Raw genomic sequence first — 26,388 nt, 5'->3', positions numbered from 1 at the left:
CTGCGGTCGCGGCCGGAGCCGCACTTACAATAGCCAATGGTCCCGACCCCGCCGCCGCCCTACACTCCGCCCGCCGCGCTGCTGTCGCAATTGCGCGGGCGCGGCTACGCGGTGCTGGCGCCGGAGGCGGTGGCCGCGTTGTGCGGCTGCGGGCTGGACGCGCTGCAGGCGTTGCGCCCCAGCTGGGGCGATCTCGTCGTGGACCGCTACCTCAAGGACGGCGGCAGCTACCGCCGCCGCCGCCATGCCTGTTTCGTGGTCGAGGCCGGCGTCCCCGTCCTGGCGCCGCACCGCGCGCACTGGCAGTCGCTGGAATACAACGCGCTGCACGGCGGCATGCATCGCTGGTTCGAGCCGATCGCGGCCGAGGTGCTGGCGCAGCCGGCGTGGCCGCGACTGCTGGCGGCGCTGACCGGGCTGTGCTCGCAACTGCGGGACGAATGCACCTGGTACCTCGAGGCGCACCAGTTCCGGATCGACACCAGCGACGGCATCGGCCGCCCGACGCCCGAAGGCGCGCACCGCGACGGCGTGGATTTCGTCGCCGTGCTGCTGGTCGGGCGCGACGGCATCAAGGGCGGCGAAACCCGGGTGTTCGAGGCGATCGGCTCCGCGGGGCTGCGCTTCACGCTCGACGCGCCGTGGTCGCTGCTGCTGCTCGACGACGCCCGCGTGATCCACGAGTCCACCCCGATCCAGCCGCTGGACGATGGTGTCGTCGGCCACCGCGACACGCTGGTGCTGACCTGGCGCGCCGGCGGCTTCCAGGGCGAGGCGGCGTAGCGGCGACGCGGCATCCGCCGGCCGGGGCAGCCCGCGCACGCTGCCCGGAAGTGCCACGCCGGTGCCCGCCCCGGTGGCGCGCATCGGTGCTGCGCAGGTGCGGCCACAACGGTTGCCGGCCGCCGCGCACTCGCGTGGCCGCAGCGCCTTCGCGCGGTCGCAGCGTTGTCACACGCTGCGGCATGGCGCGGCGGCAGCAGGGGTGGCGCGCGGTCGGCGAGGTGCGTCGCGCTACAATCGCGGTTCGCGCAATCACCGGCGGCAACGCATGAAACTCGGTTCCCTCAAGGAAGGCGGCCGCGACGGCACCCTCATCGTCGTCTCCCGCGACCTCGCGCACGGCGTGCGCGCCACCGGCATCGCGCCGACCCTGCAGCGGGCGCTGGAGGACTGGTCCAACACCGCGCCGCGGCTGGTCGCGCTGTCGGAGGCGCTCAACGACGGCAGTGCCGACGGCGCCTTCGACCTGGACATGCTCGCGCTCGCCGCGCCGCTGCCGCGCGCCTACGAGTTCGTCGACGGCAGCGCCTACCTGCCGCACGTGGCGCGGGTGCGCCGCGCGCGCGGCGCCGAGGTGCCGGAAAGCTTCTACACCGATCCGCTGATGTACCAGGCCACCAGCGCCGGCTTCAACGGCCCGCGCGACCCGGTGCGGGTGGTCGACGAGGCCTACGGCATCGACCTGGAAGCCGAGATCGTGGTGGTCACCGACGACGTGCCGATGGCGGTGACGCCGGCGCAGGCCGCCGAGCACATCCAGCTGGTCGGTCTGGTCAACGATGTCTCCCTGCGCAATCTGATCCCGGGCGAGCTGGCCAAGGGCTTCGGCTTCCTGCAGTCCAAGCCGCGCTCGACCCTGTCGCCGGTGTTCGTGACCCCCGACGAGCTCGGCGACGCCTGGCGCGGCAACAAGCTGCATCTGCCGCTGCTCACCCACGTCAACGGGCAATGGTTCGGCGCGCCCGAGGCCGGGGTCGACATGCAGTTCGACTTCGCCCAGCTGGTGGCGCATGCGGCGAAGACCCGGCCGTTGTCGGCCGGCACGATCGTGGGTTCCGGCACCATCGCCAACGAGGACACCAGCCTGGGCGCCTCCTGCTTCGCCGAGAAGCGCACCGTGGAAGCGCTGGCGACCGGCAAGCCGCAGACCCCGTTCATGGCCTTCGGCGACCGCGTCCGGATCGAGATGCTGGACCGCGAGGGCCGCAGCATCTTCGGCGCCATCGAGCAGCGGATCGAGCGCCAGCCGGCGCCCTGACGGCATCGGCGCGCCTGCCCGCGCGACCGGCGGTATTCCTTGCCGGCGCCGCGCACGCTAAGGTGCGCGGATCGCGGTTGGCTCCGGCTGCCGCAGGGGGAGCGGTCTCGTGATCGATCGGTTGTGCCTGTATTCCTACTGGCGTTCCAGCGCCGCCTACCGGGTGCGCATCGGCCTGAACCTCAAGGGCCTGGCCTACGAGATCATGCCGGTGCACCTGCTGCGCGGCGGCGGCGAGCAGCATGCGGACAGCTACCGCGCCACCAACCCGCAGCAGCTGGTGCCGGTGCTGCAGCACGGCCAGCGCACCTTGCGGCAGTCGCTGGCGATCCTGGAGTACCTCGACGAGATGTGGCCGACGCCGGCGCTGCTGCCGGCGACCGCGCGCGACCGCCAGCGCGTGCGCGCGCTGGCGCAAGTGGTCGCCTGCGAAATCCATCCGCTCAACAACCTGCGCGTGCTGCAGTATTTCGAGCGCGACTGGGGCGTGCCGCAGGCCGAGCGCGACGTCTGGGTGCGGCACTGGATCGGCGAAGGCTTCGCCGCGTTCGAGGCGCTGCTGCAGGACCATCCCTCGACCGGCGCGTTCTGCGACGGCAACGTCCCCACCATCGCCGACTGCTGCCTGGTGCCGCAGGTATACAACGCGCGCCGCTACGGCATCGACCTGACGCCGTACCCGACCATCGTCCGGATCGAACAGGCCTGCCTGGCGCTGCCGGCGTTCGATGCCGCGCGTCCGGAGCGGCAGCCGGACGCGCCCAACCAGGCTTGAAGGGGACGGAGATCGGCTTCGGACGGAGTGACCGCCCTGCGGGCTTGGGGTGCTGCGTCTTCTTGACAGTGTGTCCTGTCTTCAAGTCGTGTCGCACGCCGCGCCTGGCCTGACTTCGAGTCCTGGCTGACCTCGTGAGATCGGCTTCGGACGGAGTCGCCGCCCGGCGGGCTGGGGGTGCTGCGCCCTCCTGACGACTCCTGTCATTGAAGTTGGGGCGCGAGTCATGGCCTGGCTTCGGTGGATCGGCTTCGGCAGGAGTCGCCGCCCGGCGGGCTGGGGGTGCTGCGCCCTCCTGACGACCTCCTGTCTTTAAGTCGGGTCGTGGGCCCTCCATGGTCCACTCTCCGCACCCCCAGCCCGCCGGCCGGCGACTGCGCGAGACTGGAGGTTCGTCGCTTCGGCTGGTTGTTTCTACGCGCGCCGACTCACTTGCCCGGAAGCCGGTGGCCCGGCCTGTGCGGGACCGTCGGCGGCATGGATGCCGCCGAGGAGCCTACAGGGACGTATTCACGGCGTGTCCCGCACAGGCCGGGCCACCGGCTTCCCCCGCGGATATTTCCGCACCTGAAGCATGTATTCGCGGCGCGTCCTGCAAGGGTTGGGCCGCCGGCTTCCCTCGCAGAAGCTTCCGCGCGCGGGGATGGACTCACGGCGTGTCTTGCACCGACTGGGCGCCGGCTTCCCCGCAGATGTTTCCGCGCATGAAGGATGGACTAACCGTGTATCCCGCACAGGCCGGGCCACCGGCTTCCCTCGCAGAGGTTTCCGCCGAGCCTCCGGAACGGAATGACGGCGTGTCCGCCACAAGTCGGGCCGTCGACTTTCTCCGCAGGGGTTTCCCCCGGGAGATGAAACTTTTTCAAGCCCGGCCGCCTGCCCCGGTCTCGAACACGTCGGCGTAGGGATCGTGCTCGCCGCTGCTGCCTTCGGACAGGCGGAACTTCAGCGCCAGGCCGTCGCGCGAGTCGGCCGCCTTGAGCGCTTCTTCCTTCTCGATCTTGCCTTCCTTGTGCAGCCGGAACAGGCACTGGTCGAAGCTCTCCATGCCCGCTTCCAACGACTCCTCCATCGCCTGCTTGATCTCGTGCACCTGGCCGCGGCGCAGCAGGTCGCGGATCATCGGTGTGTTGATCAGGACCTCGGCCGCGGGCAGGCGGCGGCCGTCCATGCCCACCACCAGGCGCTGCGACACCACCGCCTTCAGGTTCAGCGCCAGGTTCATCAGGATGTTCTTGTGCGCGCCCTCGGGGAAGAAGTTGAGGATGCGCTCGATGGTCTGGTCGGCGTTGTTGGAGTGCAGCGTCGCCAGGCACAGGTGGCCGGTTTCGGCGAAGGCGATCGCGGCCTCCATGGTCTCGGCATCGCGGATCTCGCCGATCAGGATCACGTCCGGCGCCTCGCGCATCGCGTTCTTCAGCGCGTTGTGGAAGGCGTGGGTGTCCAGGCCGACCTCGCGCTGGTTGACGATCGACTTCTTGTGCTTGTGCAGGTATTCGATCGGATCCTCGATGGTGAGGACGTGGCCGGAGGTGGTGCTGTTGCGATGGTCGATCATCGACGCCAGCGTGGTCGACTTGCCCGAACCGGTCGAACCCACCAGCAGCACCAGCCCGCGCGGGGCCATGATGATTTCCTTGAGCACCTGCGGCAGCTGCAGCTCCTCGATCGAGGGGATCACGCTGCGGATCGCGCGGATCACCATGCCGACCTCGCCGCGCTGCTTGAACACGTTGACGCGGAAGCGCCCGGAATCCTGCAGCGCCAGCGCCATGTTCAGTTCCAGGTCGCGTTCGAACACCGGCACCTGGCCCTCGTCCATCAGCGAGTAGGCGATCTTCTTGACCATGCCCGTGGGCAGCCCGGTGTTGCCGAGCGGGTAGAGCTTGCCCTCGACCTTGATGTACACCGGCGCGCCGGTGGTCAGGAACATGTCGGAGGCGTTCTTCTCCACCATCAGCTTCAGGAAATAGCCGATATCCATTCACGGACCCTCGTAGACGACGCGCTATCGTTGCGACAACGCACTGGCTGATGAAAAATGGCCGCGCGACGCCCCTTCGCCCCGGCACCCCCAATGAACGCAAGCTTCGCACAAATCCGTTTCCCGCTGCTGGCCGCGCTGCTCGCCCTGGGCGGCTGCGCCACCTTGCCGCCGCCGACCGCGGAGCTGGCCGCCGCGCAACAGGCGCTCGCGCGGGCCGACGCCGCCGATGCCGACCAGTACGCCGCCGACATCCTCGCCACGGCGCGGGTGGAGCTGACGCAGGCGCAGGCGGCGCTGGCCGCGAGCCGGCAGGGCGAGGCGCGCACGCTGGCCGTCGCCGCGGCGGCGGCGGGCGAACTTGCCTACACGCAAAGCCACACCGAAACGCTGCGCCAGGAGTACGCGCAGCGGCGCGACGAGATCGCCGGCCTGCGCCGGCAGCTGCAGCTCGCCGACGAGCCGGCCGATGCGCTGCCCGGCGACGTGACGGCGGTCACGGCCGCCGAGGACGACGCGCCGGCGGCGCGGTTGCAGGCGCTGGAAGCCGATCCGCGCCTGGCCGGGCTGGCCGCCTACCAGCGGCTGCAGGCGCACCAGGCGCTGGAGGCGCTGGCCGCCGCGCGCCGCAGCCAGCAGGCGGCCGCGCTGGTACTGGCCGCGCGGCGGGTGTCGACCGCCGAGCTGGCCGCGCACGGGGAACTGCTGGAGCGCGCCATCGAGCGCCTGGACCGCACCCGCAGCGAGCTGCTGGTGGAAGCCAGCCGCCGCGAGGCCGAGCGCGCGCGCCAGGAAGCCGAACGCCTGCGGATCCAGGCCCAGATCCAGGCCGAGGAGGCGCAGCGCCTGCGCGCCGCCGCCGAAGCCGAGGCCGCGGCCCGGCAGCAAGCCGAGGCCGTGATCATCGACGTCGGCGGGGCGCAGGCCGCCAAGCTCAAGGCCGCGCGCAAGCGGGCGGCCGAGCTGGCGCGGCAGGAAGCCGAACTGATGGCCGCACAGAAGGCCGCCGCGGCTGCGGCCGGGGACGCCGGGGACGCGAAGACACCGCGCTGAGCCTCGGCGGGCGCCCGCCAGGAAGCTGCGGGCACCCCCGCTGGCGTGCCCGGGATTTCCGTTTTCCATTGCTCTCCGGCCACGGGGAAAGTACGCAAAATCAACAAGTTGCCAGTCGGTCGGGCAAGCGTCACGGCATCGCCACCGCAGGCTTGCCGGACTCCGGCAGGAGGAGTAGGGTCGGAACTCCAGAGGGTGCGGTTTCCGATCCGCCCCTCTGGTCACCGAGCCATGCCATGACCGATGCCTTCGATGACCGGGAGCACGCCGCCGCGAGCCAGAGGCCCGCGGATACTCCCGAGGGAGGCGTCCTGGTCGCGGATCTGGCCTGCCGGTTCCATCGCAACGCCCCGTGCCGTCCGGCCGGGGCGTTTCCGTATCCGGAGCCGGCAGCAACCGCCGGGCCGCGGGCCGTCGGGCACCGCAGCCGGCCTTCTTCCCGCGCGCCGAAGTAGGAGGATTCCATGTTCGAAGGGCAATCGCAGGCGGACGTCGAGGCACTGATGCTCCATCCCGAGTTCAAGCAGCTCTACCAGCGCCACAAGCAGCTCGACAAGCAGGTGCTGGACGCCGAACTCGGGGTGCTGGCGGTCGACGACACCACCTTGGCGCAGATGAAGCGGCAGAAGCTCGCGGCCAAGGATCGCCTGACCCGCCTCTACGCCACGCTCCGAAACTGATCGGGTTCCGGCGCGGGTGGCGGCGGCCTTTCCTCGTCGGCCGCCGCCACCCGCGGTTGTGCCGCGCCGCACGGCAGCCCGCTGCCGTGCCGCGCGGCCCGGGCCGTCCCACGGCCCGCGCGGCATAATTGCGGTTCCGCCGCGACGCGAGTCCCGCATGCCGATCCATCAATCCGTTCTCGAACTGGTCGGCGACACGCCGATCGTGCAGGCGCAGCGCCTGGATACCGGCCTGTGCACGCTGTACCTGAAGCTGGAAAGCCAGAATCCCGGCGGCTCGATCAAGGACCGCATCGGCCTGTCGATGATCGAGGCCGCCGAACGCCGCGGCGACATCCGCCCCGGCGCCATCCTGGTCGAGGGCACTGCCGGCAACACCGGCATCGGCCTGGCGCTGGTCGCGCAGCAGAAGGGCTACCGGCTGATCCTGGTGGTCCCGGACAAGATGAGCCGGGAGAAGATCTTCAACCTCAAGGCGATGGGCGCGCAGGTGGTGCTGACGCGCAGCGACGTCGCCAAGGGCCACCCCGACTACTACCAGGACATGGCCGCGCGGATCGCACGCGAGACCCCGGGCGCCTACTTCATCAACCAATTCGGCAACCCCGACAACCCGGCCGCGCACGAATTCGGTACCGGGCCGGAGATCCTGCGCCAGCTCGACGGCCCGCTCGACGCGATCGTGTTCGGCTGCGGCAGCTCCGGCACCATGACCGGGCTGTCGCGCTGCTTCGCGAAGGAGTCGCCGGACACCGAGCTGATCCTCGCCGATCCGGTCGGTTCGATCCTGGCCGAATACATCAACGACGGCACCCTGAGCGAAAAATCCGCGAGCTGGATGGTCGAGGGCATCGGCGAGGATTTCCTGCCGCCGATCTCCGACTTCACCCGCGTGCACAAGGCCTACGCGATCAGCGACAAGGAGAGCTTCCTGACCGCGCGCGAGCTGCTGGCCAGGGAAGGCATCCTCGGCGGCTCCTCCACCGGCACCCTGCTGGCCGCGGCGCTGCGCTACTGCCGCGAGCAGACCACGCCCAAGACCGTGCTGACCTTCGTCTGCGACACCGGCAACAAGTACCTGTCGAAGATGTACAACGACTACTGGATGCTGGACAACGGCTTCCTGGAGCGCGAGCAGCACGGCGACCTGCGCGACCTGATCCTGCGCCCGTTCGCCCAGCGCGACACGGTGGTGGTCGGCCCCGGCGACCTGCTGCTGACCGCCTGGCAGCGGATGAAGCTGTACGACGTCTCGCAGCTGCCGGTGCTGGACGGCGACGAGCTGGTCGGCATCGTCGACGAGTCCGACGTGCTGCTGCACGTGTACGGCGACGAGGCCCGCTTCCGCGACCCGGTGTCCACTGCAATGGTCAGCAAGCTCGACCGGCTGGACGTGAGCTCGCCGCTGGAGGCGCTGCTGCCGGTGTTCGACCGCGGCCACGTCGCGATCGTCACCGACGGCGGCCGGTTCCTGGGCCTGATCACCCGCATCGACCTGCTCAACTACCTGCGCCGGCGGGTGCAATAGACCGGGGCGGCGGCCGGCCCGATGCTAGAATCGACGGCTGGATTCCACGGCCTTCGGACATGAACGACAAGCACGGCAACGCCCCTTCCGCCGCGGCGCACTGGGGTCTGGGGACCCGCGCCATCCACGGTGGCCAGGCGCCCGACCCGTCGACCGGCGCGGTGATGGTGCCGATCTACGCCACCAGCACCTACGCCCAGTCCAGCCCCGGCGTGCACCAGGGCTTCGAGTACTCGCGCACCCACAACCCGACCCGCTTCGCCTGGGAGCGTTGCGTGGCGGCGCTGGAAGGCGGCCGTCGCGGCTTCGCCTTCGCCTCCGGGCTGGCGGCGACCTCGACCATCCTGGAGCTGCTGGACAGCGGCGACCACGTCGTCGCCATGGACGACATCTATGGCGGCAGCTACCGCCTGTTCGAGCGCGTGCGCCGGCGCAGCGCGGGCCTGGACTTCAGCTTCGTCGACCTCACCGACCCGGCCGCGTTCGAGGCCGCGATCACGCCGAAGACGAAGCTGGTGTGGGTCGAGACTCCGACCAACCCGCTGCTGAAAATCGTCGACCTCGCCGCGATCTCCGCGATCGCGCGCAAGCACGGCCTGCGCATGGTGGTCGACAACACCTTCGCCTCGCCGGCGCTGCAGCGCCCGCTCGAGCACGGCGCCGACCTGGTGATGCACTCGGCGACCAAGTACCTCAACGGCCACTCCGACATGGTCGGCGGCATGGTCGTGGTCGGCGACGACACCGAACTGGCCGAGCAGCTCGCCTTCCTGCAGAACTCGGTCGGCGCGGTGCAGGGCCCGTTCGACAGTTTCCTCGCCCTGCGCGGTGCCAAGACCCTGCACCTGCGCATGAAAGCGCATTGCGAGAACGCGCAGGCGCTGGCCGAATACCTGCAGGCCCACCCGGCGATCGAGAAGGTGATCTACCCGGGCCTGGCCTCGCATCCGCACCACGCGCTCGCCAAGCGGCAGATGGACGGTTTCGGCGGCATGCTCTCGATCTGCCTGAAGGGCGGCTTCGAGGCGGCGAAGCGCTTCTGCGAGCGCACCGAGCTGTTCACCCTGGCCGAATCGCTCGGCGGCGTGGAAAGCCTGGTCAACCACCCGGCGGTAATGACCCACGCCTCGATCCCGCCGGAGCGGCGCGCGCAACTGGGGATCACCGACTCGCTGGTGCGGTTGAGTGTCGGCGTGGAGAGTGTGGAGGATTTGCGGGCGGACCTGGTTTCTGCGCTGGGGATGGAATAGCCGATGCCAGCATTGATCAGGGCAGGGTGGCGATACCGGGGGTTCGTGGGCTCCTCGATAAAGGGCGAATTCAAGTCCCGGCTTGCGCGCAGCCGATTCGGCACCGCGTGGATTGTATTGCAGCCCTTGGCCCAGGTATTGATCTTCGCCACGATCCTTTCCAGTGTCCTGGCCGCGCGGTTGCAGGGCGTGGACAGCAAATATGGGTATGCGGCATACCTTCTGGCGGGCTTGCTCTGCTGGAATTTCTTTGCCGAGATAGTCCAGCGCTGCCTGACGGTTTTCATCGATCAGGCATCACTGCTGAAAAAGATCCAGTTCCCGCGCATCACATTGCCGCTGGTAGTGGGGGGGGCGGCAATGGTGAGCAATGCCGCCCTGCTGGTTGCGACGTTGATCATTTTTCCCGTTATCGGGTTCCTTCCCAGCGTCGAGTGGCTCTGGCTGGCCCCGCTGATCCTGCTCACTGCGGCATTCGCCACCGGCCTCGGGCTGCTGCTGGGGACGCTGAACGTTTTCGCACGTGATATTGGCCAGGTAATGGCGGTGGTGTTGCAGCTGTGGTTCTGGGTCACTCCCATCGTCTATCCGAGCAGTATCGTTCCGGAGCACTTCAAGGCAGCACTGCTGTTCAATCCCGTTGTCCCGTTGATCGGTGCGTACCAGGATGTGCTGGTATACGGTCGAGCGCCATCGGCAAGCCTGTGGATTCCCACCGTGATGGCATGCGTGCTGCTGGCCGTTTCGTTGTTTGTTTTTCGACGGGCGTCGGCTGAACTGGTGGACGCGCTATGAGTCCGGACTCGCTCGTAATCGAGAACGCCGGCAAGGTCTACCGCGAATACGCGAGTGAAATACAGCGTTTTGCACGTTGGTTCGGGGCCCGCATAGACCCGCTCTCGGAGCGATGGGTACTGCGCCATATCAGTTTCAAGGTAGCGGCGGGCGAGGCGGTTGGTGTCATCGGCCAGAACGGTGCCGGCAAGAGCACCCTCCTCAAGATGATTGCCGGGACAACGCTGCCGAACGAAGGCAGGGTGTCCACCAATGGACGGGTATCCGCACTCCTGGAGCTTGGACTGGGCTTCAACCCGGAACTGACCGGGCGTGAGAATGCGCGTCATGCAGCCGGTCTAATGGGGGTCGGAGGCGAGGAGATCGACCGCCTGATTCCCGAGATCGAAGCGTTCGCGGAGATAGGCGATTACTTCGATCAGTCGATGCGCACCTATTCGAGCGGCATGCAGATGCGCGTCGCCTTCAGTGTCGCAACCGCGATCCGGCCGGATGTGCTGATCGTGGACGAGGCGCTTGCGGTCGGTGACGCCTATTTCGTCCACAAATGCTTCCAGCGGATCCAGCAGTTTCGTGATACCGGCACCACGTTGTTGATCGTCTCTCACGATCCCACGGTTGTTCAAGCACTATGCGACCGGGCCATCCTGTTGGACAAAGGGCGCCTGATGCTTGATGGCTTGCCGCAGGAGGTATTCGATTACTACAACGCACTGATTGCCGAAAAGGAAAACAGCGGGGTCCGGACCAAGGAGGCAGACGGCTCCGTCGGAACTGAATCAGGGTCGGGCGAAGCGGTGTTCGAGCAACTCGACATCCTCGATGCGCAGGGCCAGCCCGTGGAATATGTCGAGGTCGGGCGCCCTGTTTCTCTTCGGGCTAAGGTCCGGGCGATCAGCCCGGTCGATCGCCTCGTATTCGGATACATGATCCGCGACAGGCTCGGCCAGCCGATCTACGGCACCAATACCCATCACACCGGGCAAGCGCTCGAGGATGTCGAGGAAGGCGAGGCTATCGAATTCAATGTCTGCTTCCCCGCCAACCTGGGGACGGGGAGCTATTCGGTATCCGTTGCGTTGTCGAGTACCGAAACCCATCTGGTCCGGAACTACCAGTGGAAGGATCTCGCACTCGTGTTCACGGTGGCCAACGTGGACCATCCCGTGTTTGTCGGGCTTGCGCATATTCCTGCGCGAATCGAAATCACGCGTCAGGCAACAGGACGGTTGACAGGATCGGCATGAGGACGGCGAAGGTTCGTCGACGCGTCTCGGTAGATGAGTCCGCCCTGGATGCGTGGCTGGCCTACGTGGAGGAGACGGCCAGGTCGGATGCGCTTGAGAAAGAGCTGGCGCTCCTGCGCGGCAGTCGCAGTTGGAAGATAACTGCGCCGTTACGGGCGGCCAATCGACTTGCCGATCGTTTGCAGCCGGCCTCGTCGCAGCCATCGCGACCGGAGTTGCGGCCTCCCGTGCCAGGGGGTGTCGGCACGATTGTTCTTGGCGAGTTGCATGCTCCGCTGGATCGCATCCTGTCCCGGATAATGACGGGAAGCGGCCCGCGCCTTTACGTGGATGTCACTGCCCTTGATCTCGAAGACCTCGGGGCGGGGATCCAACGCGTAACTCGTCGGGTACTGGGTGCAATGTACGCCGATATGGAGATACCCTTCGTCCCGGTCCCAGTGTGCCTGCGGAACGACGGGCGGTACTATCCCGCGCATCGTTTCCTGGAGCGTTTTCTCGGGCTGCCACCGGAATCCCTCGGGGGGGAAGGTGTTCTTTCCCCGCGACACGGGGATGCGTTCCTCGGACTTGATCTTTGCCGCGAGTTCGCGGCGGTGCTGGGGTCCGCCTGGGCCGCACTGCGCCAGACCGGGGTGCGTATTCTTCCCGTGGTGTACGACGTACTGCCGGTCGAACGGCCGGACTGGTTTCCGGAACCGGTTTCCCGGGACCTCCGGCGCTGGCTGGAGGTGGTCGCCGAGTTTGCGGATCTTGCCGTCTGCATTTCGAAGTCCACTCGCGAGGCGTTTGTCCGGGCACTGTCGTCCGACGCCAGGCGCATCCCGCAGACCATCGTCGTGCCCATGGGGTGTGACGGGCTGCGCATGGCCATTCCGGACCAGGTCGCGTCCCGGCGTTGTCCCCGACAGGTGTTGATGGTCGGCACAATCGAGCCGAGGAAGGGGCATGCGGATGTCCTCAAGGCATTCGACCGGCTATGGGCCGATGGCCGCGACCTCCGGCTTGTCATCGTTGGTCACCCGGGCTGGAAGGTGGATGGCCTGCTCAGCCGCATCCGCAAAATCTCAAGCGGCTGCGACAGGCTTGAATGGCTCGAGCAAGCCGACGACCGAACCCTTCAAGGTCTTTACCGGTCCAGTTCGTTGCTCGTCGCTGCTTCGGAAGGGGAGGGCTTCGGATTGCCTGTCATTGAAGCCGCCGCCGCGGGGTGCCGCCTGTTGCTGCGCGATCTGCCAGTGTTTCGGGAGGTGGCAGGGGCCGATGCTCGTTACTTTGCGAGCCCTGGCGACCTCGAGGCTGCCTTGCGTGAATTCAGCGTGGATGCCTCGTCTTGGCCTTCCCCGCCTTCGGCAGGGGATCTGTCGTCATGGGGCGACACCGTGGAAGCAATCTGGTCCCATGCGGCTAGAATGAGCGGCCCGTCCATCGAGTCCTGATGTGATGAACGAAACTGACGGATTCGATCGACCACTGCCAAATATCGACACACTCATCTCACGGGTCCGAGACGGTTCGGATATGCACCCTGCCATGCCTGGACAGTCACCACTTGATTCTGCAGAGATCATGCGTCGCGTCCGGGTCGAGACGGCGGCGAGGAAGGGCAAGAACGCATCCCTGAATGCCGATACTGACGGCACGGGATCTGTTGTAGCGTTCCCGCAGCCGAAGGGGGCGTTGGCGAGATGGAAAAGCGCGGCTTTGACAGATACCTCGAAGAGCGAATTCACCCTGCCCGAGCTGCTTGCCGCGGCTGACGAGACGTTCGTCACCACAGCCTATCGCGCGCTTTTGCGACGCGAGCCGGATGCGAAAGGCGCGTCACATTATCTGGAGCTGCTCCGCGCCGGCGTCGCATCCAAAGTAGAGGTGCTGGGTACGCTCCGGTGGTCCCCCGAGGGCAAGGCAAGATCTGTGCACGTGGATGGCCTGCTGGCCCCGTACTTGCTGCAGAAGTTGCGGCACATGCCATTGATCGGGCCTGTCGTTGCGTGGCTGCACGCACTGCTGCGCCTGGGAACCTTTACGCGACGCCAACAAGTGTACGAAGCCTCCGCATCGCGCGAAGCGCATGGACTCGGGAACCTGGTCAACGAGTTGTCCATGCAGCTGCAGTCGCGGTTCGAAGAAGCTGACGCGGTTCAGGCACGACATGCGTTGAAGTCGTCGGAAGGGCTGGCCTCCCTGGAAGCGCTGCTGGCCCGGCGACTGCAAGAGCTTGAACAAGCCAATGCGGAAGCGGGGTCGCATCTGGCTCGAATCCGGGAAAAGCAAGCCGAGGCGGAAGAAGCCGCGGCGACGCGCATGGAATCTTTGCAATCCCAGATCGAAACCCTGCGGCCTATATCCGGAGCGCTGGGAGACGCCCAAAAGGCCATCGACAAACTGGTGAAGCAACAGACCGCAACAACTGCGCAACTGGAGGTCGTAGCCGGGTTCGAAGATGGAATCCGGACACTGCGGGAGCAACTGCAAGGAATGCAGCAGCAACAGCAAGGAATGCTGGAGCAGCAGCAAGGAATGCTGGAGCAACTCCGATCCGCGGCGCTGGTCGAACAGGAAAGGTTGGCGCAGCACGCCAGGGAGCTGGAAAGCGCACGGGCGCTGGATCCGTTGTATGCGGCATTCGAAGACAAGTTCAGGGGTAGCCGCGAGATGGTTCGCGTCAGGGCAGAACCATATGTCGCCTTTGTCCAGGAAGCCGGGGCGGGAACCGCGGATGCTCCGGTACTGGACCTGGGCTGTGGGCGTGGGGAATGGCTCGAAGTGCTGCGCGAGCACGGCCTGGCAGGGCGTGGTGTAGACAGCAATCGCGTGTTCATCGATCTGTGCGCGGGGCGCGGACTGGATGTGATCGAGGGTGATGTCATCGAAATCATGCGCTCGCTACCGGATGGTTCGGTGGGCGCCATAACGGGAATGCACATCGCGGAACATCTGCCATTCGAGGTCCTGATCGAACTGCTCGACCAGAGTCGGCGGTTGTTGAAGCCGGGCGGCCTGCTGGCGCTGGAAACCCCCAATCCAGAAAACATCCAGGTGGCTACCCATTACTTCTACATGGATCCGACTCATCGCAACCCGCTGCCGCCGGAGGCGTTTCGCTGGATCGTGGAGGCAAGGGGATTCCACCATGTGCGGATCGAGCGCTGGACGATCGCGCGCGACCTCGGTGCGCCGCCGCTGCTGGCTGACGAAATTCCGGGCGCCGAATCGATCAACGCGCTGCTTTCCCAGCTTGCTGTTGCTCCCGATTATTCGATCGTTGCGCGGCGAGGAGTGGCATGAAGAAACGTCGCCTGTTGGTGACGGGAGCCGGGGGTTTCGTCGGTCGCCATGTACGCCAGTCAAGCGACGAGGGTGGATCGTTTGCGGGGTGGGATATCTTCGCGCCGCCGAGGGATTGGGACATTCGAAATGTTCCGGACGTGCATCGGACCATCACGGAAACCCGTCCCGACGCGGTGCTGCACCTGGCGGCGCAAAGCTTCGTCCCGCGTTCGTTCGAGGATCCACACGAGACGTTCGCCATCAACCTTGGCGGTACGCTGAATTTGCTGCTGGCGTTGCGCGCCGCGAATTTCGCGGGGCGCATGCTCTTCGTCAGCAGTGGCGACGTTTACGGGAGAGTGCCCGAAGATCAGCTGCCGGTCGACGAATCGCGTATTCCGGAACCACGAAGTCCATATGGTGTCAGCAAGGTCGCGGCGGAGCAGCTGTGCTTGCAATGGCGCCGGGCCGAAGGCCTGGACGTCATGATAGCCCGTCCCTTCAACCATGCAGGCCCGGGCCAGGACTCGCGCTTCGTACTGCCGGCTCTTGCCCGCCAGGTCGTGGCGATCGCCGCGGGGAAGCAACCCCCCGTGATCGATGCTGGCGACATCGACTCGACCCGCGACTTCACTGACGTGCGGGACGTGGTCAACGCATATGCAGCGATGCTCGATCGTGGTGAGCCGGGGACTACTTACGTGATCGGAACGGGGCGGGAGTATCGCGTACGGGATCTGCTGCAGGCAATGTGCGCGCTGCGCGGCCTATCGGTGGAGATTCGGCAGGACCCGACGAGAATGCGTCCTTCCGAACAGCGCAGGATGGCAGCGGATGCCGCCTTGTTGCGCAAGCATACGGGATGGGAACCGTCCATAACGATGGAATCCACCCTCAACGACATCTTGGAAGAAGCAGGGAATCGCATATGAGTCAGAAGGCGGCATTGATCACCGGAATTACCGGTCAGGATGGTGCGTATCTTTCGAAGCTGCTGCTGGAAAAGGGCTACCGGGTCTTTGGCCTGCTGGCGCGGCGCAGCACCGATACGTTGTGGCGTCTACGGGAGCTGGGCGTGGCCCAGGAGGTCGAATTGCTTGACGGCGATCTGACCGACCTCTCATCGTTGGTGCGTGCCATGGAGACTTCCAGGGCAGTGGAGGTTTACAACCTCGGGGCACAGAGCTTCGTGGGAAGCTCTTGGAGCCAGCCGATCCTGACCGCTCAGGTTACCGGGGTCGGCGCCTTCAACGTCCTGGAGGCCGTACGAATCGTCAACCCGGACGCGCACTTCTATCAGGCATCGACCAGCGAAATGTTCGGCCTGGTCCAGGCCGACAGGCAGGATGAAACGACTCCATTCTACCCGCGCAGCCCTTACGGGGTTGCCAAGATGATGGCGCACTGGGCCACGGTTAACTATCGGGAAAGCTTCAAACTGCACGCATCGAGCGGCATCCTGTTCAACCATGAATCACCGCTGCGCGGCATCGATTTCGTCACGCGGAAAGTGACCGACGCAGTCGCGAGGATCAAGTTGGGGCAGTCGAACGAGTTGCGCCTTGGAAATATCGACGCCAAGCGGGATTGGGGCTTCGCCGGCGACTATGTAGAGGCGATGTGGCTGATGACCCAACAGCCTGCGGGAGACGATTATGTGGTGGCGACCGGTACTACCACGACCGTTCGCGACATGTGCAGGATCGCTTTTAATCACGTGGGACTCACGATGGAAGACCACCTGGTGATCGACCCGAAGTTCTTCCGGCCGGCGGAGGTGGACTTGCTGTTGGGCAACCCGGCCAAGGCCAAGGCGAAGCTGGGCTGGGTCGCCAAGACGACACTCGAAGAATTGATCACCATGATGGTCGATGCGGATCTCCGGCGCTTGCGGGGCTGAGGGTAGCTTGCGAGAGCAAATCCCGAACTGCGCATGAACATCCTGATTACCAGCGTGCAGGTTCCGTTCGTCAGGGGAGGGGGGGAGATCCTCGCGCAAGGCCTGCTCGCGGCCATCAAACGGCAAGGACACCGAGCCGACATACTTACGGCGCCATTTCGCTTCTCGCCGGCCAGCGCGATCGAGGAGAGCGCCGATTGGTGGGGACGAATCAACCTTGCCTCGTTCTGTGCCGGGAACGTCGACAAGGTCATCCACCTCAAGTTTCCCTGCTTCTATGCGCAGCATCCTGACTCCGTCCTATGGCTCCTGCACCAGCACCGTGCGTACTACGAACTCTGGGACGAAAAAGGAGCCAGCGGCAAGGACAAGGCCGTTCGCAAACGAGTGATCCAGCAAGACACGGATGCCCTGCTGCGAATCCCCCGGAGATTCACCATCGCCAAGAGGGTGAGTGCCCGGCTCCAGCAATACAATGGCGTTTCATCCGCGCCGATATACCACCCGCCGTTTTCGGCGGAGCAGTTCCGTTGTGAAGAGTCGCTGCCGTTCATTTTCAGCCCCTCCCGGCTCGAGCCGTTGAAGCGACAGATGCTGCTTGTGGAAGCGATGGCGAAAACGCGCTCGCCCATGGTGGCTCTCATTGCCGGCGAGGGTGGGGCTGCAGCCGCTCTCAACAGGCGAATTTCAGAGCTCGGGATCGAGTCGAAAGTACGCTTGCTGGGCTACGTGTGCGACCGGGAAATGCGCTCCTACTACGCCAAGGCAAGGGCCATTTTCTTCGGACCATACGACGAGGACTACGGATACGTAACCCTGGAGAGCATGCTCGCGTCAAAACCCGTCATCACATGCACCGATTCCGGCGGGCCCCTGGAATTCGTGGTTCACGGGGAAACAGGACAGGTAGTCGAGCCGGTGGCGGACGTGATAGCACAAGCGATTGATCGCTACGGCCGATCGGAAGCACTGGCGACAGCGCATGGCCAGGCCGGCCGTGCTGCCTATGACGACATGGACATATCCTGGGATCCTGTTGTCGAGCGTCTTTTGAAATGAAAACGGGAAGAAGTTCGTGAGAATCGGTGTCGTCGCTCCGAGCTCGGTTCCGGCGGTGAGGGGTGGGGCCGAGAACCTGTACGCGGGTTTGCTCGACCATCTCAATCGTGGAACCTCCCATGAGGCCACGCTGGTCACGCTTGCCTCGCCGGAAGGGGATTTCTGGGCGTTGATGGAAAGCTACCGGGCTTTTTCCGAGCTCGATGTTTCGCGTTTCGACCTGGTTATTTCGACGAAGTATCCGGCATGGATGGTCAGCCATCCCAACCATGTCTGCTACATGCTCCATTGCCTGCGTGGTCTCTACGACACCTATCACCTTTTCGGCCTTCCCGTGGATCCGCCGGCCGCATTGCCGGCAAGGCTGCTCGAACTGCGCCGACGCATGCGGGATCCGCTCGAGAACCCCCAGCAGTTGAGCGAGTTTTTCAGTTCGGTATTCGAACTGCGCGAGGATCCGGAATGCAGGCCCGGGTTCCAGTTTCCGGGACCACTGACGCGCGAGATCGTCCACTACCTTGATGCGTATGCCCTGAGGAAAGGTGCCATCGCACGCCATGCCGCGATCTCGAAAGTGGTGGCTACCCGCAGCGACTACTTTCCACAGGACGTGTCCGCCGTGGTCGCTTATCCACCTTCCGGCCTGGAGACGCGCGACAACGGTCCTTATGAGTACTTCTTCACCGCCAGCCGCCTGGATGCCCCCAAGCGGATCGATCTCATCGTGCGTGCGTTCCGGATGGTCGGGAATGTCAATGCCAGGTTGAAAATCGCCGGGACCGGTCCCGAAGACGCACGCTTGCGTGCATTGGCGAAAGGTGATCCGCGCATCGAATTTCTGGGATACGTCGACAACCAGCGGTTAAGCGAACTCTATTCGGGCGCAAGAGCCGTACTGTTCACGCCCTATGACGAGGATCTCGGGTACATCACCATGGAGGCAATGCGTAGCGGCAAGCCGGTTGTTACCACCTCCGACGCCGGAGGGCCGCTGGAATTCATCCGCCATGGCGAGAATGGCCTGGTGGCGGATCCAAGCCCTGAATCATTGGCCCGTTGCATCGAACAGCTGGCCCGAGACCGCGAACTATGCGTGGCATTGGGCGAGCAGGGCAGCCGGGATATTGCGAGCGTAACCTGGGAAAAGGCCGTAGCGAGTCTATTGCCAATGGATGACAAGATGGTTGAGATGGCTGCGTCCACCAAGCGAAAGAAAGTCGTGGTCCTGAGTACGTTCCCCATTTATCCTCCCGTGGGTGGAGGACAGTGCCGGATTTACCACCTGTGGCGACGCATAGCACGGGTCCATGACCTTACAGTGGTGTCTTCCGTTGGCCCGGAGGACAGCCCATCCAGGCAATTGATCGCCGAAGGCATGTACGAAGTGCGTGTTCCCAGATCGAGAAAGCATGCGCAATATGAAGTGGAGGCATCGCGTGCATTGGACTGGACCCCGGTAACCGACGTGATTTTCGCGATGAAGCCTGAACTTGCCGGCTCTTATCGCGACGCGTGCGCGGAAGCGCTCGAGGACGCCGACCTGTGCATCCTCGAGCATCCATACACCCTGCCTGTACTCGATGGCCTGCAACTGCCCGAGTTGTGGTACGAGGCGCATAACCACGAAGCTTCCATGAAATCAACCATGCTGCCCGCTACCGAAGAGGGCCGCAGGATGGTAGCGGTGGTAGAGGAAGTCGAAGCGGAAATGTGTCGACGCGCCGCTCGTGTGATTGCCGTGTCGGAGCCGGATCGGGACAGGCTGAAGCAGACCTACGGGGTGGACGACGCCCGTTTTCTGATGTTGCCGAACGGGGCGGATCTTGAATCGATCACCTTCGTCGAGGAAAGGGACCGCGCGGCGTTGCGCCATCGCATGGGAATGGAACATCGACCGGTTGCGGTGATGCTGGCGAGCTGGCATGGCCCCAACCTGGAGGCGGTCGAAGATGTAATTGCCGTCGCCGACCACTTTGAACAAGTCGACTTCATCATTATCGGAAGCGCCTGCAAGGCAATCGAGTCGCGTCAACTGCCCGCAAATGTGCATCTCGTCGGGGTGGTCGACGATGAAGAAAAGGACGTGCTGCTTGGCATGGCGACGGTCGCGCTGAATCCGATGCGGTCCGGCGGGGGCAGCAACCTGAAGTTGCTGGACTACATGGCGTCAGGCGTAGGAGTCGTCACCTCCGAATTCGGCGCGAGAGGCTCGGACATCGACACCTCCATGGCCTGGCTGTATACGGGTGAAGGGTTTGAAGGCGCGTTGTCCCAAGCCTTGGTGGCCAACCCGGCCGAGCGGCAGGCAAAGGCCCGCGCGGCTCGGCGGCACGTGGAACGCAGGTTTTCGTGGGACGTGCTGGGCGACCAGGTGTTGGCAGAGATTGGCGTTACGGATCGGGCGCGCAGGTAGATCGGTTGCGGTCGGGATTGGGACTAATCGGAGAGTGCACGTGCCTACTGATTTCGAAGGACTTCTCGAAGGGTTCTATCAGGAAATCTTGCAGGATGGTTCAATCTGCATCGACGTTGGCGCTCATCGCGGCCGCCACACCATTCCCATGTCCAGGCGCATCGGGGCCCAGGGCCACGTCTATGCGTTCGAGCCCCTCCAGGTTATGGCGGAGAAGCTGCGGCAGACACTGGCAGAGGAGCGCATCGCGAATGTAAGCGTCCAGGCCCTGGCTCTCGGGCAGAAGGATGAGACGGCGGAGTTCGTGATTGCCGTGGATGCACTGGAGTATTCCGGGCTGAAGGAACGCATATTCGATTCGGAGACCCGGGTGGAACGGACGAAGGTCGAGGTCCGGAGGCTGGACGACGTCATCGACAACTCGTTGCCGGTACGATATATAAAAATCGACACGGAGGGAGGGGAGTGGGGAGTGTTGCGCGGTGCCGAGCGCATCCTTCGGAAGTGGCGCCCCTTCATAAGCTTCGAGTTCGGAGCCAATTCGTACGCGGCATACAACGTGGATCCGCTGGCGGTCCATGCATTCCTGACCGGGATTGGCTACCAGGTCATGGACATAAACAGAACCCCTCTCGGGGCGACCGAGTTTGCAGAAAGTTCCCGCCGGCAGGAAGTGTGGGATTACCTGGCTGTACCGGAGATGGATTGACAGGTGCGGTGAGCCGCTGCACAGGTCGGCGCTTCGTCAATTGAACGCGACTGCGCGGGAGGCTTGCTGCTCTCCCGTGGAGGGCGGTGTTTCGGGCCCGTCCCGATGCTCGGCCTCACAGATCTCCCAGTCACAGAGACATCCATGAAATCGGAACGGGCGCTCATGAACATTTCGGTGCTGCACCCTATGAGAAGCCGATGGGGCCTTCTGCTCCTGACGTTCTTCCTGGGGCTGGCGTTCGCTGCGAACTACCGCTTCGCCAGCTACGACTATCACATGGATGATGCCTGGATCATCGGGGCAAGTTACGTGGATGGGGGCTTGCTGACACCGGAGGGCATGGCCGAGGCAGCGGAATCCGTGGAGGATCAATACCGGCAGCAGTGGGAAACATCGCACCGGTTCCCGGGAGTACTGCCGATTGCGCGCCTGCTCCAGGTCAATCTGGTATCGGAGAATGTCGGCGCCCATCTGATCCTGAACCTCATTGCCCACGCGCTGAATTCATTTCTCCTGTTCCTGGTTCTGGTGCGCGTTCTACGCGTCGGTGCAGTCCCCGCGATCATGTTCTCGAGCCTGTTTGCACTCGCGCTCAACCTGGACTCCGGGACTTACGCGCTTTCGCTGTGGATAGGATCGTCGTCCGTAAACCTGCTTACGATATTCCTGGCGCTATGCCTTGTCGCTTCCGACCGCATCGCCCTTCCACGCTGGGCCGTAATCGGGATTTATGCAGCCTATGCGGTCGTTGCCATTGGAAACTACGGTGCGGTTGTGATCCTGCCACCCCTGGCGATCGCACACTACATGGCGCGAAAGGACGTTCGAGCCGCCGCGGTTTATGTCATGGCATTGAGCATCCCCATCGCCGTCAACCTCGTAATCATCTCGTTTGCGCCGGATTCGGCTTATGTCGGCACCACCATCAAGTTGGACGCCATCCATGTCCTGAGCAACCTGTCGCAGAACCTGCTCAGCCTGCTTGGCGACAGCCGTTGGATGAACAGCATTTTTATCGTCCTTGTGCTGACGGGCCTGGCTTACGGCTGGAAGAAGCGACTTGTATCCCTGCCGGAGTTGCTGTTGTCCTCATTCCTCCTGCTTGGAATGACCGGCATCTATTCGCTGAGTGCGCGGCAAGCGTTTCCGAACCCTTACTTCCTGTATATCCCTTACGCAGGGTTCATCATGCTGCTTGCCGTCGCGGCCAAGTCGCTAGTGCCCGACAACACCTGGTTTTCAATCCGTACCTTTCTGCTGTTCGCCGTCATTTGCGTCCTGGGGGTTTATCAATACCTGGGCGCGGCCGAATATCGGCAGATGCGGCATGACTCGGCTGCCAGAATCGGAAGCTTCAGGGACGATTTCAGGGCGGTCGAACTGGCGACGCAGTCGGAAGAATACGGTCTCGTTGCAATCGTCGGCGACAACATCTACGCCCGGACCGGAGCGCTTGGATATTTCGACAAGACCATCAACACCTGGAGGTCGAAGGGCAACAACAGAACATACGTCCTGGTTTCGGAAGTTATCCCCAATCCTGATCCCGCGAGAGCGAAAGTCAAAACCGGTTACAACCAGTATGTGCCGACTCCACGGTATGAAGAGCTTTCCGAGCTTGCCATGGAATACGGTGTTGCAGCAGGCGAAATCCAGCTGGTGGAGGTCTCGAACCACCGAGTCAACCCGGTCAGCACGACCCCACCAGAGCTTGGCGTCGTGCTGGACGTCACCTATGACCGGGAAATGTACGGCGATGGCAAGTCATATAACTGGACGGATGGCAATGCGATATTCCATGTCTTCAACAGGGAGCAATTGGCCGGCAAGAAGGCGATCCTGTCCTTCACCGCAACGTCGCTGTTCGACGACCAGCTGAAGGTGGCCCATGGAGACACGTCGAACTCGATAGACGTCGCAGCCCAGACGCCCAGGCGAGTGTGCGAGCAAATCATTCTGGGCGCTGGCGAAACCCGGGTAACGCTGGAGGCGAAAAAATCGACGGTGCCACCGGGGGATAGCCGGAAATTGAGCTTCCGGATCAATGGTGATTACGGCGTGCACCTTGTGGACAGCGTGATCAGGGCAAACGGGAATCTGTCGGGCCATGAAGCGACGGGATTCTACGATCTCGAGCAGAACTATTTCAGGTGGACGCAGCCCGATGCCCGGATAGCGTTTTCCGGTTGCGTGGGAAAGAGGCGGATCACGAGGCTGGTCTTGCGCGGCGGTTTCCCCGCGGGGAACGTACCCACGGTCACATTGAATGGGTCCTATCGACCCGCCAGGACAGAGCGGATCGACAAAACCACCGTTGCCTACTACTTCCCCGATTTCGATGGCGAGTTGGCGACCGTGGACTTCAGTTCTGCCCGGTTCGAGCCGGATCAGCCCGACCCCCGGCGCCTGGGATTCATGTTCGCATCCCTCGACGTCGACTGATAAATCCACTCGCAGGTTGGAATGGTCCAAGCGATAGTGGGCGGAAGTACACCAATCCCCGGATCGCCGACTGGCAGATCCGGGGGGGGGGGGGTGAACTGATGCGTGGGTATGCGCTTACTGTCGCTCTTGCGGTGCCTGCTCGACGGAGGCGTTGGCGGCACTTACCGTTTCGCCAGAACTGTTGCAAAGTGCGCCGGAGGCATTGTTGCATGGCGAATAGGCGTCGAGCTTGAGCGGGGCTTGGCCGAACGCATCAAACCAGGCCACGCCTTCCTGCACCAGTTGGACTTGAACCGTCTGGCCATTCAGGGACTTGGCCGGCAGCTTCATGCGCACGGTCTTCTCGGTGCCCCTGGCGATCAACGGCAGCGGCACCCTTACAAAATCACGTACGCCGGGCGGTGTACCCGCGCCGTCAGGGCCCAACAGAGAAGCCCCGAGATTCACCGGCTTACTGCCGCTTCCGATCAGGTCGGTTTGGCCGTTGTTGGCGATCGTTATGCCCAGCAGCAAGGCGTCTTCATCTTCAAGGTAAACCGGTTTGCCTGCAAGACTCAGCGAGACGCTCACCTGCTCCGGGACAAGGGCTTCGTTAATCTCAGGGGCAACAGGAGGTGCATCGGTCTCAGACGCAGCCACGGGCCCGTTACCGTCGGCCGGTGTGGAGTCCGGGGCACCGCTGCACGCGCCCAGAGCGACCAGAGAGGACATACATATTGCAAGGCATAGCGGACGGCAGACTCGCATGGGAAACTCCAGTATTGGTTAATATATTATGCCTCTGTGGCCCAGAGACTGAAAGATCCGATCCAGGGCTGTAGGATCGGCAGGGGTGCCACGACGGTACTCGGCCACGCGTCAACGTGCTGCCACAAGTGCCGATGATGCTGCGTCCAACACTTCGTCCATCACATCCTCCAACCCCACCCAAAGCGGGAGGCGAGCCAGGCGATCGCTGAGGTCGTCGGTGATCGGCAGTGCGTTTCCGTGAGTTCGGCCGAACTGGCGGCCAGCGGGCGCACTGTGCAACGGAATGTAGTGAAACACGGAGCCGATGCCCTTGTCTCTCAGCGACTCTATGAATTTCGTCCGTGCCGAAAGCGAGGGGAGCAACAGGTAGTACATATGCGCGTTGTGGACGCATTCCATCGGCACCACCGGCCTCCGCAACAGGCCATCGCTTTCAAACGGGGCGGCCCATTCGTGGTACCGGTCCCAGATGGCCAGGCGCCGCGCAGTGATCTCGTGGGCCTGCTCCAGTTGCGCCGTGAGGAACGCGGCGATGATCTCGCCCGGCAGGTACGATGACCCCATGTCCACCCAGGTGTACTTGTCCACCTGTCCGCGGAAGAACTTGCTGCGGTTGGTGCCCTTTTCGCGAATGATTTCGGCGCGCTCCGACAAAGCCGGATCGTTGATCAACAGCGCACCGCCTTCTCCGGAAATCACGTTCTTGGTCTCGTGAAAGCTCAACGCTCCCAGTGTTCCGATGGCGCCAAGGGGGCGGCCCCGGTAGGTGGAGAGAATTCCCTGGGCCGCATCCTCGATAACATGCAACCCATGCTTGCGTGCCAGCGCCATGATGACGTCCATCTCGCAGGAAACGCCCGCGTAATGGACGACGCAAATCGCCTTCGTTCGCGGGGTGATCGCGGCTTCGATCAGGGACTCATCGATGTTGAGCGTATCGGGCCGGACATCCACGAATACCGGTACCGCGCCGCGGAGCACGAACGCATTTGCCGTGGATACGAAGGTGAAGGACGGCATGATCACTTCGTCCCCCGGGCCGACTCCGACGAGCATCGCGCTCATCTCGAGGGCGCCGGTGCACGAATGCGTCAGAAGTGTCCGGGCGCACCCGGTCTGTTCCTTGAGCCAGTCATGGCATCGACGCGTGAACTCACCATCGCCGGAAAGGTGACCGTTGGAATGGGCCTTGGAGATGTACTCCAGTTCCCTGCCGGTCATGTACGGCTTGTTGAATGGAATTCTGATGGTCATAAGGTTCCCAGTGAATAGGTTGCGATTCCGGTCGCGATAAGCGACAAAGCCAGGACCTTTCGTCGCTTGATGGTTTCCCCGAAGATGACCCATCCAGCGATGCTAACGAGTATGTACGTAACGCTAGTGCTCATGTAGGTGATACCAACACCCAATATCTTGACCGCGATATATGTAAGCGCAGGCGTAACGGCAAAAAAAGCGATCGCGGCGATGAGGTACTCTCGCGAACCACCGATGCTTCTCTTCTTGTAGCTGATCTGAGCCACCGTGGTGGCGACGATTGCCCCAATAAGGGCCAGATCACCGAGCATCGTTGAAACGCCTTTGGCGGATGATGCGTGCGGGTATCCCGGCGGCGACTGCCATTGCGGGAATATCCCGGGACACCAGGCTACCGGCAGCGACTACCGCTCCGTTACCCACGGTTACCCCGGGAAGAATGACCGCGCTGGCGCCTATCCAGCAATTATCTCCGATTCTGATTTCGCCGCCTGTTTCTCGGAAGTCCGGATCATCGACATCGTGACCCGCAGCCAGAAACCGCGCGTTCGGACCGATTCGGACATTGCTTCCGATCACGACCCGATGATTGGTCGCGTGGCTGGGATATATCTCGATGCCACGATTGAAGCTCACGTAATCTCCCACTTCAACGAGCCAGGGAAACTTGATATAGACCTTGGCGTCGTAGTAGACGCCCACTCCCTGGCGTGCGAGTACGAGTCGATATCCCAGCCCGCGAATGGGCTCCGGTAAGAGAGCAAGCAGGCCAAAATAAGCGTTGAGAAAGTAGAGATAAATATGATTGGCCAATAACTTCGCATGCCATCCGCGCGGGGGAGCAGTCATGATCTTTCCTTATCCGGGGCCAGGAGGAGGGCAACCCCAGCCAAGATGATCATCGTACCCGCCAATTGCAAAGGTCCGACGGGTTCGTCGAACAGCCAGGCCATAGCGAGTATTCCCGGGAAGAAGAGAGCGGAGGCCGGATACGCAAGGCTCAAGGGGTAGCGCCTGTGAAGTGCACCCCAGGACAGGAATCGCAAAACGTTCAGGGCAAGGACCGCAAGCAGAATTGCCAAAACCGTGAATGTTGTCTCCCGCTCGAATGCGGGAGAAATCTTCAACAGGAGTGCACTACTCAGCTGCAGGGCGACGTTCAGCGCAATTAGCACCATTAGAGCCGCGCGCGGAGCTGGTCTGTTTTCAGGCATGTCCGAGGAATT

Annotated in this window: 23 protein-coding genes; 17 read left to right on the top strand and 6 right to left on the bottom strand. The window is 63.7% G+C overall.

The genetic code is table 11. The features are described from left to right. Positions 1–36: 36 nt before the first annotated feature. The 3 genes from D0Y53_RS07710 (at position 37) to maiA (ending at position 2,816) form a co-directional block, all read left to right on the top strand. The gene (locus tag D0Y53_RS07710; RefSeq protein WP_117202633.1) at positions 37–783 is read left to right on the top strand and encodes a 2OG-Fe dioxygenase family protein; all 747 of its coding nucleotides are present in this window, start codon (positions 37–39) and stop codon (positions 781–783) included. Positions 784–1,051: 268 nt separating this feature from the next. Next, a complete protein-coding gene (locus tag D0Y53_RS07705; protein WP_117202632.1) occupies positions 1,052–2,041 on the top strand; it encodes a fumarylacetoacetate hydrolase family protein in 990 nt (329 codons plus the stop codon). Between the two features lie 109 nt (positions 2,042–2,150). Next, positions 2,151–2,816, top strand: a complete 666-nt coding sequence (gene maiA / locus D0Y53_RS07700; RefSeq protein WP_117202631.1) for a maleylacetoacetate isomerase — start codon at positions 2,151–2,153, stop codon at positions 2,814–2,816. Between the two features lie 862 nt (positions 2,817–3,678). Here maiA and D0Y53_RS07695 read toward each other — a convergent pair. Further along, positions 3,679–4,800 carry a PilT/PilU family type 4a pilus ATPase gene (locus D0Y53_RS07695; protein WP_117202630.1) on the bottom strand — a complete coding sequence of 374 codons (1,122 nt, stop codon included), beginning with the start codon at positions 4,798–4,800 and terminating at the stop codon, positions 3,679–3,681. A 93-nt stretch (positions 4,801–4,893) separates the two neighbouring features. Here D0Y53_RS07695 and D0Y53_RS07690 point away from each other — a divergent pair, with 93 nt between their 5' ends. From D0Y53_RS07690 to D0Y53_RS07625, 14 genes are all read left to right on the top strand, one after another. Continuing rightward, the gene (locus D0Y53_RS07690; RefSeq protein WP_158550609.1) at positions 4,894–5,853 is read left to right on the top strand and encodes a hypothetical protein; all 960 of its coding nucleotides are present in this window, start codon (positions 4,894–4,896) and stop codon (positions 5,851–5,853) included. Between the two features lie 464 nt (positions 5,854–6,317). Next, on the top strand, positions 6,318–6,533 hold the full coding sequence (locus D0Y53_RS07685; protein ID WP_117202628.1) for an HP1242/YdcH family protein: 216 nt from the start codon (positions 6,318–6,320) through the stop codon (positions 6,531–6,533). 157 nt (positions 6,534–6,690) lie between these two features. Next, the gene (locus tag D0Y53_RS07680) at positions 6,691–8,061 is read left to right on the top strand and encodes a pyridoxal-phosphate dependent enzyme (protein ID WP_117202627.1); all 1,371 of its coding nucleotides are present in this window, start codon (positions 6,691–6,693) and stop codon (positions 8,059–8,061) included. A 59-nt stretch (positions 8,062–8,120) separates the two neighbouring features. Continuing rightward, positions 8,121–9,311, top strand: a complete 1,191-nt coding sequence (locus tag D0Y53_RS07675; RefSeq protein WP_117202626.1) for a cystathionine gamma-synthase — start codon at positions 8,121–8,123, stop codon at positions 9,309–9,311. Between the two features lie 3 nt (positions 9,312–9,314). Further along, positions 9,315–10,106 (top strand): ABC transporter permease, encoded by a 792-nt coding sequence (locus D0Y53_RS07670; protein WP_117202625.1) that lies wholly within the window; start codon positions 9,315–9,317, stop codon positions 10,104–10,106. Further along, a complete protein-coding gene (locus tag D0Y53_RS07665) occupies positions 10,103–11,353 on the top strand; it encodes an ABC transporter ATP-binding protein (RefSeq protein ID WP_117202624.1) in 1,251 nt (416 codons plus the stop codon). Before D0Y53_RS07670 ends, D0Y53_RS07665 begins: the two co-directional genes overlap by 4 nt. Further along, positions 11,350–12,792 (top strand): glycosyltransferase family 4 protein, encoded by a 1,443-nt coding sequence (locus tag D0Y53_RS07660; RefSeq protein WP_117202623.1) that lies wholly within the window; start codon positions 11,350–11,352, stop codon positions 12,790–12,792. Before D0Y53_RS07665 ends, D0Y53_RS07660 begins: the two co-directional genes overlap by 4 nt. Before the next feature lie 4 nt (positions 12,793–12,796). Further along, positions 12,797–14,644: a methyltransferase domain-containing protein gene (locus D0Y53_RS07655; protein WP_147319042.1), complete on the top strand. Its 1,848-nt coding sequence runs from the start codon at positions 12,797–12,799 to the stop codon at positions 14,642–14,644. Further along, positions 14,641–15,558, top strand: a complete 918-nt coding sequence (locus tag D0Y53_RS07650; RefSeq protein WP_117202621.1) for a GDP-mannose 4,6-dehydratase — start codon at positions 14,641–14,643, stop codon at positions 15,556–15,558. The genes D0Y53_RS07655 and D0Y53_RS07650 overlap by 4 nt, the downstream gene beginning before the upstream one ends. Further along, a complete protein-coding gene (locus D0Y53_RS07645) occupies positions 15,555–16,526 on the top strand; it encodes a GDP-mannose 4,6-dehydratase (protein WP_117202620.1) in 972 nt (323 codons plus the stop codon). Before D0Y53_RS07650 ends, D0Y53_RS07645 begins: the two co-directional genes overlap by 4 nt. Before the next feature lie 33 nt (positions 16,527–16,559). After that, on the top strand, positions 16,560–17,585 hold the full coding sequence (locus D0Y53_RS07640; RefSeq protein WP_117202619.1) for a glycosyltransferase family 4 protein: 1,026 nt from the start codon (positions 16,560–16,562) through the stop codon (positions 17,583–17,585). A gap of 16 nt (positions 17,586–17,601) precedes the next feature. Then, entirely contained in the window at positions 17,602–19,998 is a 2,397-nt protein-coding gene (locus tag D0Y53_RS07635; RefSeq protein ID WP_147319041.1) for a glycosyltransferase, read from the top strand. 40 nt (positions 19,999–20,038) lie between these two features. Further along, positions 20,039–20,707 (top strand): FkbM family methyltransferase, encoded by a 669-nt coding sequence (locus tag D0Y53_RS07630; protein ID WP_147319040.1) that lies wholly within the window; start codon positions 20,039–20,041, stop codon positions 20,705–20,707. A gap of 165 nt (positions 20,708–20,872) precedes the next feature. Continuing rightward, entirely contained in the window at positions 20,873–23,152 is a 2,280-nt protein-coding gene (locus tag D0Y53_RS07625; protein WP_117202616.1) for a hypothetical protein, read from the top strand. Between the two features lie 117 nt (positions 23,153–23,269). Here D0Y53_RS07625 and D0Y53_RS12680 read toward each other — a convergent pair whose 3' ends face one another. From D0Y53_RS12680 to D0Y53_RS07605, 5 genes are all read right to left on the bottom strand, one after another. Next, complete coding sequence (locus D0Y53_RS12680; protein ID WP_147319039.1) at positions 23,270–23,725, bottom strand: hypothetical protein; 456 nt, start codon at positions 23,723–23,725, stop codon at positions 23,270–23,272. Between the two features lie 288 nt (positions 23,726–24,013). Beyond that, the gene (gene rffA, locus D0Y53_RS07620) at positions 24,014–25,159 is read right to left on the bottom strand and encodes a dTDP-4-amino-4,6-dideoxygalactose transaminase (protein ID WP_199492026.1); all 1,146 of its coding nucleotides are present in this window, start codon (positions 25,157–25,159) and stop codon (positions 24,014–24,016) included. Then, positions 25,156–25,473, bottom strand: a complete 318-nt coding sequence (locus D0Y53_RS07615) for a DMT family transporter (RefSeq protein WP_117202615.1) — start codon at positions 25,471–25,473, stop codon at positions 25,156–25,158. Before D0Y53_RS07615 ends, rffA begins: the two co-directional genes overlap by 4 nt. Next, a complete protein-coding gene (locus D0Y53_RS07610; protein ID WP_117202614.1) occupies positions 25,463–26,011 on the bottom strand; it encodes an acyltransferase in 549 nt (182 codons plus the stop codon). The genes D0Y53_RS07615 and D0Y53_RS07610 overlap by 11 nt, the downstream gene beginning before the upstream one ends. After that, positions 26,008–26,376 carry a hypothetical protein gene (locus D0Y53_RS07605; protein WP_147319038.1) on the bottom strand — a complete coding sequence of 123 codons (369 nt, stop codon included), beginning with the start codon at positions 26,374–26,376 and terminating at the stop codon, positions 26,008–26,010. The genes D0Y53_RS07610 and D0Y53_RS07605 overlap by 4 nt, the downstream gene beginning before the upstream one ends. Positions 26,377–26,388: the final 12 nt, after the last annotated feature.

The sequence above is a fragment of the Cognatiluteimonas weifangensis genome (assembly GCF_003416885.1).
GTDB lineage: Bacteria > Pseudomonadota > Gammaproteobacteria > Xanthomonadales > Xanthomonadaceae > Cognatiluteimonas > Cognatiluteimonas weifangensis.
This window is presented reverse-complemented; position numbering and strand designations above follow the sequence as displayed.

Excerpts from the sequence above, each read along its gene's own strand:
- D0Y53_RS07675 (WP_117202626.1), top strand. The coding sequence starts at position 8,121 with ATGAACGACAAGCACGGCAACGCCCCTTCCGCCGCGGCGCACTGGGGT.
- D0Y53_RS07660 (WP_117202623.1), top strand. The coding sequence starts at position 11,350 with ATGAGGACGGCGAAGGTTCGTCGACGCGTCTCGGTAGATGAGTCCGCC.
- D0Y53_RS07640 (WP_117202619.1), top strand. The coding sequence starts at position 16,560 with ATGAACATCCTGATTACCAGCGTGCAGGTTCCGTTCGTCAGGGGAGGG.
- D0Y53_RS07625 (WP_117202616.1), top strand. The coding sequence starts at position 20,873 with ATGAACATTTCGGTGCTGCACCCTATGAGAAGCCGATGGGGCCTTCTG.
- D0Y53_RS07695 (WP_117202630.1), bottom strand. The coding sequence starts at position 4,800 with ATGGATATCGGCTATTTCCTGAAGCTGATGGTGGAGAAGAACGCCTCC.
- D0Y53_RS07655 (WP_147319042.1), top strand. The coding sequence starts at position 12,797 with ATGAACGAAACTGACGGATTCGATCGACCACTGCCAAATATCGACACA.
- rffA (WP_199492026.1), bottom strand. The coding sequence starts at position 25,159 with ATGACCATCAGAATTCCATTCAACAAGCCGTACATGACCGGCAGGGAA.
- D0Y53_RS07670 (WP_117202625.1), top strand. The coding sequence starts at position 9,315 with ATGCCAGCATTGATCAGGGCAGGGTGGCGATACCGGGGGTTCGTGGGC.
- D0Y53_RS07685 (WP_117202628.1), top strand. The coding sequence starts at position 6,318 with ATGTTCGAAGGGCAATCGCAGGCGGACGTCGAGGCACTGATGCTCCAT.
- D0Y53_RS07680 (WP_117202627.1), top strand. The coding sequence starts at position 6,691 with ATGCCGATCCATCAATCCGTTCTCGAACTGGTCGGCGACACGCCGATC.
- D0Y53_RS07665 (WP_117202624.1), top strand. The coding sequence starts at position 10,103 with ATGAGTCCGGACTCGCTCGTAATCGAGAACGCCGGCAAGGTCTACCGC.
- D0Y53_RS07610 (WP_117202614.1), bottom strand. The coding sequence starts at position 26,011 with ATGACTGCTCCCCCGCGCGGATGGCATGCGAAGTTATTGGCCAATCAT.
- D0Y53_RS07645 (WP_117202620.1), top strand. The coding sequence starts at position 15,555 with ATGAGTCAGAAGGCGGCATTGATCACCGGAATTACCGGTCAGGATGGT.
- D0Y53_RS07705 (WP_117202632.1), top strand. The coding sequence starts at position 1,052 with ATGAAACTCGGTTCCCTCAAGGAAGGCGGCCGCGACGGCACCCTCATC.
- D0Y53_RS07605 (WP_147319038.1), bottom strand. The coding sequence starts at position 26,376 with ATGCCTGAAAACAGACCAGCTCCGCGCGCGGCTCTAATGGTGCTAATT.
- D0Y53_RS07650 (WP_117202621.1), top strand. The coding sequence starts at position 14,641 with ATGAAGAAACGTCGCCTGTTGGTGACGGGAGCCGGGGGTTTCGTCGGT.
- D0Y53_RS07690 (WP_158550609.1), top strand. The coding sequence starts at position 4,894 with ATGAACGCAAGCTTCGCACAAATCCGTTTCCCGCTGCTGGCCGCGCTG.
- D0Y53_RS07615 (WP_117202615.1), bottom strand. The coding sequence starts at position 25,473 with ATGCTCGGTGATCTGGCCCTTATTGGGGCAATCGTCGCCACCACGGTG.
- D0Y53_RS07710 (WP_117202633.1), top strand. The coding sequence starts at position 37 with ATGGTCCCGACCCCGCCGCCGCCCTACACTCCGCCCGCCGCGCTGCTG.